Origin of the sequence: Halomonas eurihalina, from assembly GCF_008274785.1 — a bacterium.
Taxonomy (GTDB): domain Bacteria; phylum Pseudomonadota; class Gammaproteobacteria; order Pseudomonadales; family Halomonadaceae; genus Halomonas; species Halomonas eurihalina.
This window is the reverse complement of sequence record NZ_VTPU01000010.1, coordinates 1-15,476: the sequence shown is the minus strand read 5'-3', so window position 1 is coordinate 15,476 and position 15,476 is coordinate 1. Positions and strand designations below refer to the sequence as shown.

At 63.6% G+C, this 15,476-nt stretch carries 13 protein-coding genes; 3 read left to right on the top strand and 10 right to left on the bottom strand.

The genetic code is table 11. The features are described 5' to 3' along the window. Positions 1-17: 17 nt before the first annotated feature. From tamB to FZZ93_RS11030, 3 genes are read right to left on the bottom strand one after another with little or no spacing between them, the layout of a single operon-like run. On the bottom strand, positions 18-4,037 hold the full coding sequence (tamB, locus tag FZZ93_RS11040; protein WP_149322386.1) for an autotransporter assembly complex protein TamB: 4,020 nt from the start codon (positions 4,035-4,037) through the stop codon (positions 18-20). 11 nt (positions 4,038-4,048) lie between these two features. Then, positions 4,049-5,893 (bottom strand): autotransporter assembly complex protein TamA, encoded by a 1,845-nt coding sequence (gene tamA / locus FZZ93_RS11035; RefSeq protein ID WP_281290373.1) that lies wholly within the window; start codon positions 5,891-5,893, stop codon positions 4,049-4,051. Positions 5,894-5,934: 41 nt separating this feature from the next. Then, positions 5,935-6,744 carry a hypothetical protein gene (locus FZZ93_RS11030; protein ID WP_149322384.1) on the bottom strand — a complete coding sequence of 270 codons (810 nt, stop codon included), beginning with the start codon at positions 6,742-6,744 and terminating at the stop codon, positions 5,935-5,937. Positions 6,745-7,017: 273 nt separating this feature from the next. On the opposite strand from FZZ93_RS11030, the gene FZZ93_RS11025 reads away from it, so the two are divergent. Continuing rightward, positions 7,018-7,596, top strand: coding sequence for a superoxide dismutase (locus FZZ93_RS11025; RefSeq protein WP_149322383.1), 579 nt, complete (start codon positions 7,018-7,020; stop codon positions 7,594-7,596). A gap of 114 nt (positions 7,597-7,710) precedes the next feature. Here FZZ93_RS11025 and FZZ93_RS11020 read toward each other — a convergent pair whose 3' ends face one another. Together FZZ93_RS11020 and galU are read right to left on the bottom strand one after the other, a co-directional pair. Continuing rightward, on the bottom strand, positions 7,711-9,006 hold the full coding sequence (locus FZZ93_RS11020; protein ID WP_149322382.1) for a UDP binding domain-containing protein: 1,296 nt from the start codon (positions 9,004-9,006) through the stop codon (positions 7,711-7,713). A gap of 3 nt (positions 9,007-9,009) precedes the next feature. Next, on the bottom strand, positions 9,010-9,903 hold the full coding sequence (gene galU, locus FZZ93_RS11015; RefSeq protein WP_149322381.1) for a UTP--glucose-1-phosphate uridylyltransferase GalU: 894 nt from the start codon (positions 9,901-9,903) through the stop codon (positions 9,010-9,012). Between the two features lie 145 nt (positions 9,904-10,048). On the opposite strand from galU, the gene ubiG reads away from it, so the two are divergent. Then, entirely contained in the window at positions 10,049-10,774 is a 726-nt protein-coding gene (gene ubiG / locus FZZ93_RS11010) for a bifunctional 2-polyprenyl-6-hydroxyphenol methylase/3-demethylubiquinol 3-O-methyltransferase UbiG (protein WP_149322380.1), read from the top strand. After that, positions 10,771-11,466 carry an HAD-IA family hydrolase gene (locus tag FZZ93_RS11005; RefSeq protein ID WP_149322379.1) on the top strand — a complete coding sequence of 232 codons (696 nt, stop codon included), beginning with the start codon at positions 10,771-10,773 and terminating at the stop codon, positions 11,464-11,466. Before ubiG ends, FZZ93_RS11005 begins: the two co-directional genes overlap by 4 nt. Before the next feature lie 26 nt (positions 11,467-11,492). Here the strand turns inward: FZZ93_RS11005 and FZZ93_RS11000 are convergent, their stop codons facing one another. The 5 genes from FZZ93_RS11000 to tolA form a co-directional block, all read right to left on the bottom strand. Next, the gene (locus tag FZZ93_RS11000) at positions 11,493-12,254 is read right to left on the bottom strand and encodes a YciK family oxidoreductase (RefSeq protein ID WP_149322520.1); all 762 of its coding nucleotides are present in this window, start codon (positions 12,252-12,254) and stop codon (positions 11,493-11,495) included. Between the two features lie 20 nt (positions 12,255-12,274). Further along, on the bottom strand, positions 12,275-13,084 hold the full coding sequence (ybgF, locus tag FZZ93_RS10995) for a tol-pal system protein YbgF (RefSeq protein WP_149322378.1): 810 nt from the start codon (positions 13,082-13,084) through the stop codon (positions 12,275-12,277). A 92-nt stretch (positions 13,085-13,176) separates the two neighbouring features. Further along, the gene (pal, locus tag FZZ93_RS10990) at positions 13,177-13,716 is read right to left on the bottom strand and encodes a peptidoglycan-associated lipoprotein Pal (RefSeq protein WP_149322377.1); all 540 of its coding nucleotides are present in this window, start codon (positions 13,714-13,716) and stop codon (positions 13,177-13,179) included. A gap of 29 nt (positions 13,717-13,745) precedes the next feature. Further along, positions 13,746-15,032: a Tol-Pal system beta propeller repeat protein TolB gene (tolB, locus tag FZZ93_RS10985; RefSeq protein WP_149322376.1), complete on the bottom strand. Its 1,287-nt coding sequence runs from the start codon at positions 15,030-15,032 to the stop codon at positions 13,746-13,748. Beyond that, positions 15,032-15,476, bottom strand: a 445-nt coding sequence (gene tolA / locus FZZ93_RS10980) for a cell envelope integrity protein TolA (RefSeq protein WP_149322375.1), incomplete at its 5' end; no start/stop codon positions are given. The genes tolA and tolB, both read right to left, overlap by 1 nt.

Here is a 15,476-nt window from a genome sequence, read left to right as displayed (position 1 = left end):
TCGTTTGTTGCTGGCATTCACTCGAGTGTCGGTGGATCACCCGGCAGGCTGAAGGTATAGATCAAGTCCACAGCCTGGGAAGCGCCGGAGACGGCTTCCAGGTAGAGATTGCGCCACAGCTTGTAGCGCAGAGTCAGCTCGGCGATGGGAGAGAAGACCCCGACACCATATCCGACACTCAAGCGGTCCGTCAGGTCACCGGTCACCACGACCTGGCTGTCATCGCCACTGCCGGCAGAATCCAGCCGCAGGTCCTGGATGCCGAAGGCTTCCCCCAGCGCTCCCACGGCACCGCCGGCCTGCCCTAGGCTCAGGCCGATCAGCGCCGACGTCAGGGCGCCATCGGCACCGCCACTGGCATCAGGTGCACGACCGCGCAATACGTAGGACAGTGCGCGGGATTCGTCCATGGCCGGCTCGGAGAAGATCTTCAGACTCGGGCTCGAGGCCGGTCCGGAGACCTGGATGCCGGCGATGACATCGTCTTCGGTGCTGTCGGGGTTGCGGATGGCCTCGAAGTCCAGCAGGGGCTCGCCGGGCGGGCCGCTGAAATAGAGAATCCCTTCACGGATGACCAGGTCCTGGGCGAAGGCGCGGAAGCGCCCATCCTCGAGGTTGACGTCGCCGAAGATCTGCACGGGGCCTCCTGCCTGGCGGACTTCCAGGTTACCGGCCAGCCCCGTCTCGAGGCCGTAGGCCGAAAGCCGCATGTCGGGGCCGAGTGCCAGGGTGACGCGCACATCCATGGCCATGCCGGCCTCGGCCATGGCTTCGGCGGTGGACTCGCCCGCAGCCTCGGCGGCTTCCCGAGCCTCGACCTCCTCACGGGTGACGATCACCTCGTCCGGGCTCACCGATTGCGCGGACGCCGGTACCTGGCCGACTTCCAGCCGCGCCCAGGGGATGCGAACCTCGCCACGCACGCGCAGACGATCGGGGGTGGCCTGGATGCTCAGGTCCGGCGCCAGACGCAGGCGCCCGAAGCCCGGCAGTGACGCCTGTAGCGGCTCGTCCTGGCCCTGCAGGTCGAGAGCGGCCTGCCAGGCATCCGCGGAGGGCCAGCTGGCATCGCCATCGATCTGCAGCCGCCCTCGTTCGCTCGCCAGGAAACCGTCGATATCGGCCCTGTCGCCTTGCAGATTCACCGTCAGGCGTCCGTCCTCCACCGTCAGCGGTAAGCCCAGCCCCGCGGCCTGCAGGCCGGCCAGCTCGAGACTCCCATCAAGGCGTGGCTGTTCGCGGTTGCCGGTGATCTCGACATTGCCCCCGAAGCTGCCTTCCAGCGTCTTCACGTCTGTCACCAAGGGACGATAGGGATTCAGGCGCAGGTCATCGACAGTGAGGTTGCCGTCGAGACGGCCGACGCCCATGGGGTCGTCGACCCCCAGGTCCAGACGCACCGCTCCGCTGTCGCCCAGGGTCAGCGCCAGATTGACATCGGCACGCGCCTGATTGGCCTGCAGGTCGAGATTGAGGCCCGTGCCGGGAACCGTCCAGGGATTGCCGTAGGCGTCCTGCCCGGCAACCTCGACTTCGCTGTCGAGTTCCGCCTCGGCCTGCCAGGCCGCGCCGCCGCGCGACCACTGAGCGACCAGGCCGCCTTCGGTGCTGCCGTCAACGCGCCAACCAGGCGGCATGGCGTCGTTGATCAGGTCCATGGGCAGTTCGCGGATGGCCAGTACGGCTCGACCGGCGTCAGGCGATGCCGACAGTGACTCTTCGAGACACAGGCCGCCTCCCTCGGCGCGACGCAGGCAGAATGGCTGCACGTCCACCGCGCTCGAGGCGAGATCGGCATCGAAGACTAGGGCGTCGTCGAGGGCCAGGCTACCGTATTCGGTTTCGGCCTCGAGCGGCGTCAGGCGGCCGCTGTAGTGTTGACGGTCGCGATCCATGGCGCCGTCCAGGGCCAGATTCAACGACGACAGCAAGCCATCCGCTGGCCCGGCGACATCCAGCGTCAAGCGGTGCTCCGAAAGGTGTCCATCGAGGTTCAGGTCGATGTTGTCGAAGGCTTGGCCACCCGCCTCGACGCCCTTGGCATTCAGCGCCAGGTCGAGACTTGGATCCTCGAGTCCGGCGACTTCGCCCGTCAGGTTCAGGGAGCCCACCCGATTCTCGGCGAAAACGAGACCGTTGCCGTTCAGATCCAGGTCCAGTTGCGGTGCCTCGAGGCTACCCGAGGCATCGATGCTCCCCGAGAGCGCCCCGGCGAGTGCCGGATACAGGCTCTTCAACGCCGGCATGTCCAGGTCGGCGTTCACATCGAGTCGTTCGGGTGCCACCTGACCGCTGGCGCTGAGCTGGTTGTCGCCCTGGCGGAATTCGAGGGTCTGGATGTCCCAGTTCATGCGGCTGTCGCCGGCCAGTTGCGCGTCGAGCTTCAACGGATAATCGGCCAGAGTGCCATCCACGCTCAGCGACGGTACCTCGACCCGCCAGCCATCGGCATCCTGGGTGAAGGAAAGTTCGGCATCACCGTCGAGCTGGCCCGCTAGCCCCTCGACGAAGGGCTCGGGGTTCACGTTTTGCAGGGCCAGGCTGGCCGCGACGGCCAGGCCGTCGGCCCAGTCGACACGTCCCTGGGTGGTCACGTTGGCCTCGCCCATCTCGAGCGCCAGGGGTTCCCAGATGAAATGGGCCAGGTCCCCGCGCCCGCTGAGATCGAGCTGGGTGAGCGGTAGCTGCGGCCCCTCGGCGGCCAGGGAGAGCTGGACGCGGTAGTCGGTCAGTTTACCCTCGGCCTTGAGCGACAGATTCTCGGCGCGCCAGGGAGCTGGCGGTTCGCCATCGCCCTCTTCGGCATCCTGGGCATCGTCTGCCGTGGCAGCTTTGCCGGGGGCGTTCTCGGCGCCGGGCAGCGGCCATTGCAAGGCGGGGCTCTGGAAGCTGGCGGTAAAGGGCAATGTCGGCGCCAGGGCATCGAGCCTGGCGGAGAGACGCGTCTCGACTGGCCCCGTGGTGGCCAGGTCCACCTGCAGATCGGCAAGATCGCCACTCAAGCCGAGCTCGATGCGTTCGCCTTCCAGGGCCGGCATGCGCTCGGGGAGGTAGAGATCGGCATTCAACTGCGCTTCAAGGGGATAGTTGCCACTCAAGGTCATCCGGGCCTTGAGGCTGGCATCGGCCTCCGGGCTGGCCACCGACAGCGGGGAAATGACGATCTCCTGGTCGCGTGCCATGACGCTCAGCGCCAGTTCTTCGAGTTGATAGGCAAAGGCGCCCTCCACCGCGGCATCCGCGATTGTCAGTTCCGGCACCTCGACGGCCAGTGGCAGATGGATTTCCGGCAGCTCGATGCGCGGTTTCTCGTCCAGCGACTGGCTGGCCATGCCGGCGGCCTCAGGGGCGGCACTGGCAGGCAACGGTGAATGGGTGGAAATCGAGGCATCGATGGCCGCCGCTGTGAGGATTGGCCCGTCATGCTCGCTTTCGCTCAATGCCAACTGATTCCCCGCCGAAAGCGGCAGGGTCAGGCGCGCGCCTTCCAGCCGGGTCGGCAGCAACCGCAGGGTGTCGGACTCGGCCGTCGCGCCAGTCTCGAACTCATCCCAGCGCAACTGGGTGCCGTCGGCCAGGCGCACCTCTACATCATTCAGGGCCAGCTCACGCAGCTCGATGGGGAACGGCAATTCGATCGGATCGGGCAGACCACCGCCCTCGCTCGCTTCGTCCTCAGCCGGGGACGATTCTTCGCTCGAGGCGAGGCGCACTCGGGCCCCCTCGATAACGAAACGATCCAGGCACAGGCGGCCATCGAGCAGGCAATCATCGGCCCAGGCCAGTTCCAGCCGTCGTATCGCCACGCTGGCCGAACCGGCATCGAGACTCAGGTCCTCAAGAATGAAAGTATCCAGCGGGGCCCCTTCGGCACGGGAAAATTCGTAGAAGCCCATGCGCTGGCCCTGATCGAGCAACAGGCCTGTGCCCCAGGGAGAAAGGGCCAGACCGAGCAACAGCGACAGCAAGCCGATGAGCCAGAGCGGTATCAGGATCACTAGACGGGCCAGAGCCCAGGTCAGACGACGTACTCTCACGTGAGGGCCTCTCAGAATTCTGGTCCGATGGAAAAGTGGATGCGATAGGCATCATCGTCATCGAAGGGATGGGCAACATCGAAGCGAATCGGCCCCACCGGCGAGATCCATCGAACCCCCAGTCCGGCCCCGGTCTTGAGCTGCTCTGGCCACCAGTCGGTGAAGGCATCGCCGGTATCCACGAAGGAGGCCAGCCACCATTTGTCAGCGATGCGGCGCTGCGCTTCGACGCTGGCCACAAAACGCTGCTTGCCACCGATCAGGCGCCCCTCGTCGTCTTCCGGGGACAGGCTTTCGTAGGAATAGCCACGCACGCTGTTGTCGCCACCGACGAAGAAACGCAGCGAAGGCGGTACATTACTGAAGTCATCGGTACTCACGCTGCCGACCCCGAGACGGCCGACGAAGCGATTGTCGTCACCGAGCATGCGAATCCACTGGGTATCGCCGTTGATTCTCAAGAACTCGGCGTCCGACCCCCAGGCCTCGTTGGAATACTGGACGGTGAGCTGCTGACGATCCCCCCAGGTCGGGAAGGTCGGGTTGCGTGTCCGAGTCCGTGACCAGCGCACACCGGGATACAGCAGCAGTACCTGGTTGGACTCTCCTGCCTGGGTGAAGTCTTCATAGGTACTGCGTACATAGAGGTACTGTTCCCAGCCGTTGTCGAACTTCCAGCGGCGCCCGAACTCGACGCTGGCTTCCAGGGACTCGGTATCCTCGCTGTCCTTGTTGCGAATCCCGTACTGCAGTTCGTAGCTGTCCCGCAGCGGATCCTCGAGCGGCATGGTATAGGTGCCACTGAACTTCTGTTCGGGGCCAGAGACATAAAGGTCGTGGTTCCAGCTGTGGCCGTAACGGTTGATCCAGGGCTGATTCCAGGTGAGTCGGGCCCGGGGGCCGACATCGGTGGCATAGCCGATGCCGGTTTCGAACTGGTGACGATCGGCCGGTGTGACCAGTACATCGATGGGCACCTGGGGCGTCTCGGGTGCTTGAAGCTCGGCAGCGGCGCCCAGGGCCTGCGAGCTGATGCGTGGCGGAGCAGGTGGTGCCGGAGGAATATCCGCGACGTCCAGCGAGTGCCACCAGCCAGCTTCCTGGGGGGGGAGAGCCAGAGCCTGTGGCCCCTGGTCGAGTCGCGGTCGCACGCTGACCGAGCCGAACCACTCGGTCTGACCAAGGTTCTGGTTGAGACGCGCTACCTGGCCGGCGAGATAAGGAGCTCCCTCTTCGAAGGGCACCAGGTTCTGCAGCCGCTCGGGTTCGATATGCTGGCCGCGGAAATAGACCTTGCCGAAATGGTAGCGCTGCCCGCTATCCAGCCCTAGCGACAAACGGGCACTATGATCCCAGGGCCGCACTTCCAGGCGCCGTTGGGTGAAACGCCAATCGAAATAGCCACGTTGCAATGCCAGCCCCGAGAGTTCGCTGCGTAGGGCATCGTAGGGCGCGTGCTGCAGTACGTCCCCTTTCTTCTGCGGATAGGCCTCGATGGCCTTGGCGAAGGGGGAATCCTCGGCAGCCGCCCCTTCCACCGCGAAATTCAGTTGCTCGATGCGCACCGGCTCGCCCTTGTCGATGTCCAGATCGACCCGGGTAGGCGATTCGGGATCGTCGAAACGCACGGTCAGGCTGGGCTCGTAGTAGCCAAAGGGGCGCAACGCCTCGGAGACGAGGCGACGGACCTCGGCCTCGAGCCGTTCGGCCTGGTACTGGGATTCGTCCAGGCCATCGAGATATATCTCGATGTTGTCGGCCAATTTGTCCTCGACGCCCTCGATCGAGGCATCCAGCGCCAGGGCCGGCGCCGCCACGCCAAGGCACAGGGCTCCGGCCCCGAGGCGTATGAACACGCGATTATCCATAATAGCGAAGTCTTCCTGACATCTCATGACTACCGCAGGGCTTCCAGCTGAGCACTCAACGCCAGTTGTGTCTGACGCAGATCACGCAGCTCCATCTGTACTTCCTCCAAGCGTGACGACAGCGTCGCCACCTGGCTACGCGCATCTTCTCGCGAACCGGAGAAGGCTTCAATGTCGCCTTCCAGGCCCGACAGCCGTTCATCCAATTCCTGCAGATCGGCACCCAGGCTCGAAAAGCGTTCATCGGCACGCTGAGCCTGATCGGCGAGGCGCGACTCGTTGGCTTCGAGAGCGTCTTCCAGCGTGGAGAGACGCTCCTGCAGTGCGCCACGCCCCTCTTCGCCGGCACGCTCCAGGGCATCAAGCGAGTTACGCACTGCTGACAGGGTCTCGTCGCGCACTTCGGCCTCTTCCGACAGGCTCGACACGCGCCCGGAGAGTTCTTCCTGACGACCCTCGATGGAGGACAGCACCTCATCCTCCCAGCGTGTCAGCCGTTCCTCGATGCGGGTGTCGACCGTTTCCTGGTGCGTCTCTAGCGCCTCCAGGCGTTCCTCGAGCGAGGCCAACGCCTCGCCACGCCCTTCCTCGGCATCGAAGCGCGCATGCACATTGGACAACTCGCCTCCAAGGCGGGTCAGCCTCTGCTGTATATCCTGATGAAACAGCCAGCCAGCGCCGGCCAGGCCGGCCAGCATCAACACCAACAACAGGATCAGGCACCACAGTGGCCATAGGCGAACCCTACGATAAGAAGGCGCACGATGGCCGGCCAGACTGGCATCCGGGTCCGGAACGATCGGTCGGTGGAACCGGCTATCTTCCGGGCGCTCTGCCATGACGATCTCCTTGGGCGGTGAGACGGATGAGTGCGGCTGTGCCGGAGTTTGCTCAAGGCCTGCGCAACCCGTCACCGGAATTGGGCCACCCGGGAGCGGGTGATATGATGCTGCCAAGTGGACAGGCACAGCACGCTGAATAGTGTAAAGTTTTTTGTCGGTGGAGCGAACGGTGAAATATCAACGAGCACCGATATAACATCTGCCCCGGAGCTCCGCCTCCCTTCCCGACGCCTTATCCCGATCACCGTTACGACGAGGAAATATCCGACAATGGCCTTCGAATTGCCTGCACTGCCTTACGAGAAGAACGCCCTGGAACCGTATATTTCCGCCGAAACTCTCGAGTATCACTACGGCAAGCATCACCAGGCCTACATTACCCGACTCAACCAACTGATCGAGGGCACGGCGGACGCCGAAAAGTCACTGGAAGAGATCATCACGTCGTCTTCCGGCCCCTTGTTCAATCAGGCGGCCCAAGCCTGGAACCATAGCTTCTACTGGCACTGCCTGTCTCCGAAGGGGAAAGGCAAACCCAGTGGTGTGCTGGCCGAGGCCATCGAGGCTCGATACGGTTCCTTCGAGAACTTCAAGGAAGCGTTCAATGACAAGGCCATGAGCAATTTCGGCTCCGGCTGGACCTGGCTGGTCAAGACCGATGACGGCGGAGTGGAGATCATCAACAGCGACGATGCCGACTGCCCCATCGCCCACGGCCGCACGCCTCTGCTGAGCGTCGATGTCTGGGAACATGCCTACTACATCGACTACCGGAACGCGCGGCGCAAGTACCTGGAAAACATCTGGAAGGTTTTGAACTGGGAGTTCGTGGCCCAGAACTTCGCCTGATCCAACGCGGCCTCGCGAACGACAACGGCCCCGCCTTATGGCGGGGCCGTTTTGTTTTGGCGCCTTCATCTAAAAAGTTGGCCTCGATTTACGTCGTGAGCAAATCGAGCTGACTCATGGATCGGCGCTTCTTCCGATTCCCCGATAATGCAGCCCCATGGAGGCCACATAGCGGGGATCGTAGATATTGCGGCCATCCAGCAACAGACGCCCGGCAAGCTGGGAGGCCAGGTGCTGCCAGTCCGGATTCCAGTACGCCTTCCATTCAGTGACCAGCATCAAGGCATCGGCCCCTTCGGTAGCTTCACGGGGATCTCCATCGAAGCAGCTCAACAGCGGATGTTCGCCGACCTTGTCACGCAGCGCCGCGATGGCCGCCGGATCGTGAAGGCGAACATGCACGCCCTGCGCCCAAAGCGCACGCAACAGCGTCAATACCGGCGCGTGGTCGATACGCGCCGTACCCGGCTTGAAGGCCGCGCCCCAGATGGCCACTGTCTTGCCTTCCAGGCATCCGTGGTAGTGAGCCCACAGCTTGCGGAACAGCGTCTCCTTCTTGTGCTCGTTGATATCGAGCACTTGATCCAGCAATAGCGAGTGGCGGCCGCTAGCCGACTGCACATCGGCAAGCCGCATCAGGCCGCGGGAAAAGCTGGGACCACCGAAACCGCAGCCCGGATAGAGATATTCGTAGCCGATGCGCGTATCGGCCCCCATTCCCTGCCGTACATACTCGACATCGACGCCCAGGCTGTCGGCCAGGCCGGCGATCTCGTTCATGTAGCTGATGCGCGTGGCGAGCATGCCGTTGATGGCCAGCTTGCTCAGCTCGGCGGCCCGCCTGGGCATGCGCTGGAAGACGTCGCGTCGGCGGTTGAACGCACGCAGCAGCTCGCGTACCTGATGTTCGGCGCGATCGTCATCGCAGCCCAATAACCAACGCGAGGGTCGCGTGAAGGTTTCCCAGGCACGGCCCTCCTCGAGCAGATCGGCCAAGGCCACGGCAGTCCGACGTGCATCGCCGAGCCGAGCTTCCAGCGCTTCGGTTTCGCCCACCGGAAAGGTGGAATTGTTGATAAGGACCGCCGATTCCGACAGGCAGGGTGTGATGGCGGCGACCAGGTCACCGCCATCATCGCGCTGCTCCGGGGAGAGAGCCAGCCACAGTACTTCATATGGCTCCGCGTTCGGAATCGCCTCCTCGGGTTGTAGAATATCGAGCTTGCCGTGTTGGCGCCCTTCCTCGAGACTGGATCGTAGTTCGGGCTCGCTGTTCAGCCAGGCACTGGCCGCGAGCGCATTCCAATCCGAGGAAGTGTGAGGGCGCCACACCACATCATGCCCCACCCAGGAAAGAGCCGCCGCCGCCGTGGCGGCGGCCAGCTCACTGCCGATGACGACGACGCGCATCCTTTACTCCTCGCCAGTGTAACGAGTGAGCAGGTCACGGAAGCCTTCACCGTAGCTGGGATGACGACGCCCGTAGGCCAGGATGGCCTCCAGATAGCCGAGCTGGTGGCCGCAGTCATAGGTACGCCCGCGCATCCGCCAGGCATCCACGCCCTCCTCGCGGCGCAGCGTCTCGATGGCATCGGTGAGCTGGATCTCGTCACCAGCGCCGGGGGGCGTCTCGGCCAGCAGGGGAAAGATCCGTCCCGGCAGGATATAGCGACCGATCACGGCCAGGTTGGAAGGAGCGTCTTCCTTTGCCGGCTTTTCGACAACACCCGCCAACGGGCAGGCCTCTCCGGCCACCGGCGCCTCACCCTCGGGTGCCACGATGCCATACTTGTGCACCATGTCGCGGGGCACTTCCTCGACCATCAGCTGACTGCGATCGCTGTGTTCGAAGGATGCCACCATGCCGGCCAGATCGTTGCCACCGCTCAGATCGCTGTCGTCGACCAGGACATCCGGCAGCAACACGGCAAAGGGCTCATCATCGCCGATCACCGGACGGGCACAGAGCACCGCATGGCCGAGCCCAAGCGGTTCGGGCTGGCGTACGCTGATGATGTTGACGTAGGAAGGCACGATGGCGCGCAATTCTTCCAGCAGTTCCCACTTGCCCTTGGCCTCGAGGCTGGCCTCGAGCTCGAAGTGCTTGTCGAAGTGGTTCTCGATGGCACTCTTGCTGCCGTGGGTAACCAGCACAATGTCGCGAATACCCGCGTCCACCGCTTCCTGGACCACGTACTGGATCACTGGACGATCGACGATGGTGATCATTTCCTTGGGAATCGCCTTGGAGGCGGGCAGGCAACGGGTGCCAAAACCGGCAACGGGTAGAACAGCCTTGCGGATCATGAATCGGTCCTTGTCATGTCACGGGCGAATGAAATCGAGAAGCGGCATGGGAATGCGCTCCCCGGAACGGGTATCATGCTCCATGATACCGAATGAGCCCAGGTTCGCCACCGCGGCGAGCCAGCCAAATCCAATGGAGAGGACAATGACGGCAAGCCAGTCCCACATGGGCAACGTCGACGCGGCGGAGATCGCCAAGTTCGAAGCCCTGGCCGACCGCTGGTGGGACCCCACCGGCGAGTTCAAGCCACTACATGACATCAACCCACTGCGACTCGATTTCATCGATGCCCGCGCGGGACTGGCCGAGCGGCGGGTAATCGATGTGGGCTGCGGCGGTGGCATTCTGGCCGAGGCCATGGCGCACCGGGGCGGTATTGTCACCGGCATCGATCTTGGCGAGGCTCCGCTCGCCGTGGCCAGGCAGCACGCCGAGCAATCAGGGGCCGACGTCGACTATCGGTGCATCAGCGTCGAGGACATGGCCGAACAACATCCAGGGGAATTCGATGTCGTCGCCTGCCTGGAAATGCTCGAGCATGTCCCTGACCCAGCATCCGTCGTGCGGGCTTGCGCCCGGTTGGCCAAGCCCGGCGGACAGATCTTCTTCTCGACCCTCAACCGTCACCCCAAGGCCTATGCGCTGGCGGTCATCGGCGCCGAGTACCTGCTGCGCATGCTTCCTCGAGGGACCCACGATTACGCCCGGTTCATCCGTCCTTCGGAACTCGCCGCCTGGGCGCGGGATGCTGGGCTCGAGGTCTGTGAGCAGAGTGGACTCACCTATCAGCCGCTGACGCGCCGCTACCGCTTGTCGGCCAATGATGTTTCGGTCAACTACCTCATGCATTGCCGGCGGGAGGCGCTTTGACTTCTGCCCTGCCACAGCCCGAAGCGCTGCTCTTCGACCTGGATGGCACCCTGGTGGATACCGCGCCGGACCTGGCACGTGCCACCAATGCCCTGCGCGCACATCACGGAATGCCGGCCCTACCCTATCCGACAATCCGCACCCAGGTGTCCAATGGCGGCAGTGCCCTGGTAACCTTGGCGCTCGGGCTTGACAAGGACCACCCCGACCACGGGACGGCCAGGGATTTTCTGCTGGCCCGCTATGGCGAAGCGGTGGCCATCGACAGCGTCGTTTTTCCGCCGCTGGATCGACTGCTCAAAACCTGGGTGGAGGCGGGACGCCCTTGGGGCATCGTCACCAACAAGCCTCGGGCCTACGCGGTCCCTCTAGTGGCTGAGCTCGTGGAGGCTGAACTCGGCCTGCATCCCGATGTGCTGTTGTGTGCCGACGATCTGCCGGTCAAGAAGCCGGATCCGGCCCCCTTGCTTGAAGCGGCGCGCCGCCTCGGCGTTGTGCCCGAGCGTTGCTGGTATGTCGGCGACCATCGACGCGACATCGAAGCCGCTCACGCCGCCGGCATGACCGCCGTGGCGGTGGGATACGGTTACATGGAAGTGGAAAACGACCATCGCGGCTGGTCGGCGGATCTGTGCGTCGATACCGCCGAGGAGTTGGCAAAGGCCCTGCTCACCGACCATGCATGCCGGTAGCGAGCCTTGCCTTGCTCCAACGTCGCTCAGTTGCGGGGCGGCTGGGCGTCGAACTTCTCGCCGTTGTGGCCCTGGCTGTCCGGCCCCATCAGCCACAGATAGGTGGGCATGATGTCCTCCGGGGCTCGCAGGGTCATGGGATCTTCACCTGGATAGGCAGACTTGCGCATGGCGGTGCGGGTCGCACCCGGGTTGAGGCTATTGATGCGCAGGCTGCCAAGGTGCTCGACCTCCTCGGCCAGCACCTCCACGAACCCCTCGGTGGCAAACTTCGACACCGAATAGGCTCCCCAATAGGCGCGCCCCTTTCGTCCCACGCTCGATGAAGTGAATATCACCGAGGCATCCCGCGAAGCACGCAACAGCGGCAGCAACGCCTGGGTCATCCATAGCGGCCCATTGACATTGACCTGCATGACCTGCTCCCACAAGGCGGGATCGTACTGTTCGAAGGGTGTGATGCGCCCCAACAAGCCGGCGTTGTGCAGGATGCCGTCCAGGCGGCCGAACTCCCCATCGAGCGTTTCGGCCATCTCGTGGAAGTCCTTGAGCGTCGCTCCTTCGACGTTAAGCGGGAAGATCGCCGGTTGAGGACAGCCCGCCGACTCGATCTCGTCGTAGACCTTCTCCAGCTTGGCGATGGTTCGCCCGAGCAGAATCACGGTGGCACCATGGCGAGCATAGCTCAGGGCGGCGGCTCGACCGATGCCATCACCGGCGCCGGTCACGAGGATGACACGATCGGCGAGCAGGTCATCAGCGGGTTCATAATCGATCTTGCAGGGCATCATGGCTCACCTCGCGCGGGTCAGTTGCCCGATTGCCTCAGGAAATCCTCGGCAAGGCTGGCAGCACTGCTGTCGGGATAATCATTCTGCACCCGATCGAGCAGCTCGCGGCTGGCCTCGGTATCTCCCTGGCGCGCCTTGAGCAGCCCCAGCTTGTAGAGAGCGTCCGGTACCTTGTTGCTGTCGGGATAGGACTCGATGACCCGGCCGAAAGCGTCCGCCGCCGCATCCAGCTCGGACTCTGCGGAGTGCAGTTCACCAAGCCAGTAATAGGCATTGGCGGTCAGCCCGCTCTGCGGGTACTCGTCGATGAAGGACTGGAAGGCCTGCTTGGCAGCATCGAAATCCCGCTCCTGCACCTTGGCGAAGGCCGCCTGGTACGCCTCGCGACCCGCGTTGTCACTGCCCGAGGCAGCCTGGTCCGACGAGGATGAGGTGTCGGGCGTTGCCAACTCCGTCTCGTCCGATGCACTGGGCGACGATGCTTGGCTTGCCGGGGCCGAAGGACCTCCCCCGGTCGCCGCCAGACGATCCTCGACATCCATGTATTGTTGGCGTGTCTGCTCGCGCAGTTGCTCCAACTGATAACGCAGCTCCTCGACCTGGCCGCGCAGTCGACGCAACTCTTCCTGATTGCGCTGCACGCGATTGAAGAGCACCAGGCTGCCGCCCGCCTCCTCGCGCGTGGCGGTCTGGTCGTAGAAAGTATTGTTACTGTCGCCGGCGGATAGATCCCTGACCACCGGTTGCTGAGCCACGGCTGGTAATGTCACGGCCAGCGGTAATCCGAGGACGCCCAGCGCGCACAGTCGTTTGAGACTCTGTCTCATCGCGTATTCCCTCGTCGCGGATGTGGGCGCCGCGCCGGCGCCCACACGGGGAAGCGCTTGCGCGCTTCTCACCGCATTTTTTCAGAATCGGCTCAGTAGGCGAAGACGACCCGACGGTTCTGGGCGTAGGCTTCCTCGTTACTGCCACGGGCAGCGGGACGTTCTTCACCGTAGCTCACGACTTCCACCTGCGACGGAGAAACCCCTTCTACGCTCAAGAAGTCCTCGACGGCACCGGCACGACGCTCGCCGAGGGCGAGGTTGTACTCACGAGTGCCGCGCTCGTCGGTATGCCCCTGCAGGACCACGTTGGCGTTGGGGTTGTTGCGCAGGAAACGGGCGTGCGCATTCAGCACTGACTGGAACTCGGGACGGATGGCGTCGCTATCGAAGGCGAAATAGATGGTACGCACCTCGGGAATGCGGGAATCGGCCATCTGGCCGGAACCATCGCCCAGGCCACTACCACTGACCTGGCCAGTTCCGGTACCACTGGCACCCGCTCCTGAACCGCTGGCCGTACCACTTCCAGACATGGAACCATCCTGGGTGCCACCGGTGCTGGAGCAACCGGCGACGAAGGCCAGGGAGAAGGCGACGGCCAAGGACCGGGCATAGGGCTTGAGTTGCATTGTAGGACTCCTTGCGCTACTGAGATCGATCAGTTCAGAAACGGTGACCACGCCGGTTCGCGTACGTCACCCTGAGCTGCGGGCAACCGGAATGAAGCGCGTCCATCCGCGGATACTGCCCCCAGCACACCTCGACTTCCCTGCTGGGTGGCGAAGATTACCATGGTGCCATTCGGCGCGACACTGGGCGATTCAGCCTGCTGGGCATCGCTAATCTCGACCAGTCGACCGTTGTCCAGATCCTGCCGGGCGACCTGATAGCCATTATTGCCCTTGTGGATCAGGAAAATCGCCTCACCGTCCGGCGCAAAACGCGCCCGGGCATTATAGTTGCCGGTAAAGGTCAGGCGCTCGGGCTCACCACCACCCAGCGCCTGGCGATAGATCTGCGGCCCACCGCTACGATCCGAGGTATAGATCAGGCTGCGGCCATCCGGCGACCAGGAAGGCTCGGTCTCGATGCTAGGGCTGTTGGTGATCCGCTGCAGGTCACGCGAGCCAATATCGATGGTATAGATTTCCGGCTGGCCGTCGCGGGACAGCGCCATGGCCAGCTTGCGGCCATCCGGCGACCAGCTCGGTGCACTGTTCAGGCCCTCGAAGGAGGTCAGTTTCACGCGGCGACCGCTGCTGACTTCCTGTACATAGATGGCTGGGCGCTCGCTCTCGAACGAGACATAGGCCAGTTTGCTGCCATCCGGTGACCAGGACGGCGACATGATCGGCTCGTCCGAGCTCAACGCCTGCTGGCTGTTGTGACCGTCGGCATCGGCAACGAACAGCTTGAACGACATGTTATCGCCGACTCCTTCGGAGGTGACATAAGCGATACGCGTGGAAAAGGCCCCGCGAATGTCGGTGATCGCTTCGAAGACCTGGTCGCTGATACGGTGCGCGGCGGCGCGAAGCTGGCCGGAACTCGCCGTGACGGTCTCGCCCAGCATGCGCGACTCCCCGCTGACATCCATCAACTCGTAGCGCACGCGAACGCCCTCTCCCTCGCGAGAGACGCGGCCCACCACCATGTAGCGAGTATCCAGGGCCTGCCAATCGCCGAAGCGCACCTCATCGCTGCTGGAAGGCTTCTCGAACATCGCCCCACGTTCGAGAGGAGCGAAGTAGCCGCTGCGCTCCAGGTCGTCGGCAATGATCTGAGCCAGGTCTTCGGGCAGATTGGCACCTTCGGCGAATGGTACCACCGCGATGGGAGTGGCCTGCTCATTGCCACGGGTGATGTCGATGGTCAGTTCGGCCTGAGCAAGCGGTGTGCAAAATAGCAGCAATGCCGCCAGCCAGGTGGTCATCAAGGCTCTCATCAGCGAATGTCCCCCGGACGGAAGTTGAGGTTGAACTCACGATAGTCCCGCTGGACCGACGCGGGCAATTCACGCAACTCGGAAAATGGTGCGGCGGACTCCACCGCCTGGATCGCCGCGCGATCGAAGGCACTGTTGCCACTGCTGCGGGCGATACTGGCCGAGAAGACTTCACCGGAAGGCCCCAGGCGAATCGCCACCAGCGCATTGGCGTTATTTCCCACATTAGGCGGGATCACCCAAGCCTGCTCGACAGCCTGCCGAACAAGGTTGATGAAGCCATTGGCCGCTTGCTGGGCTTGCTCGGCGTTGGCTGCCGCCTCGGCCTCACCAGCGATGGCGCGATCGAGGCTGCTCTGAGCGGCTGCCTCGGCCTTACGCTTGGCTTCTTCCTCGGCCTTACGCTTGGCTTCTTCCTCGGCCTTACGCTTGGCTTCTTCCTCG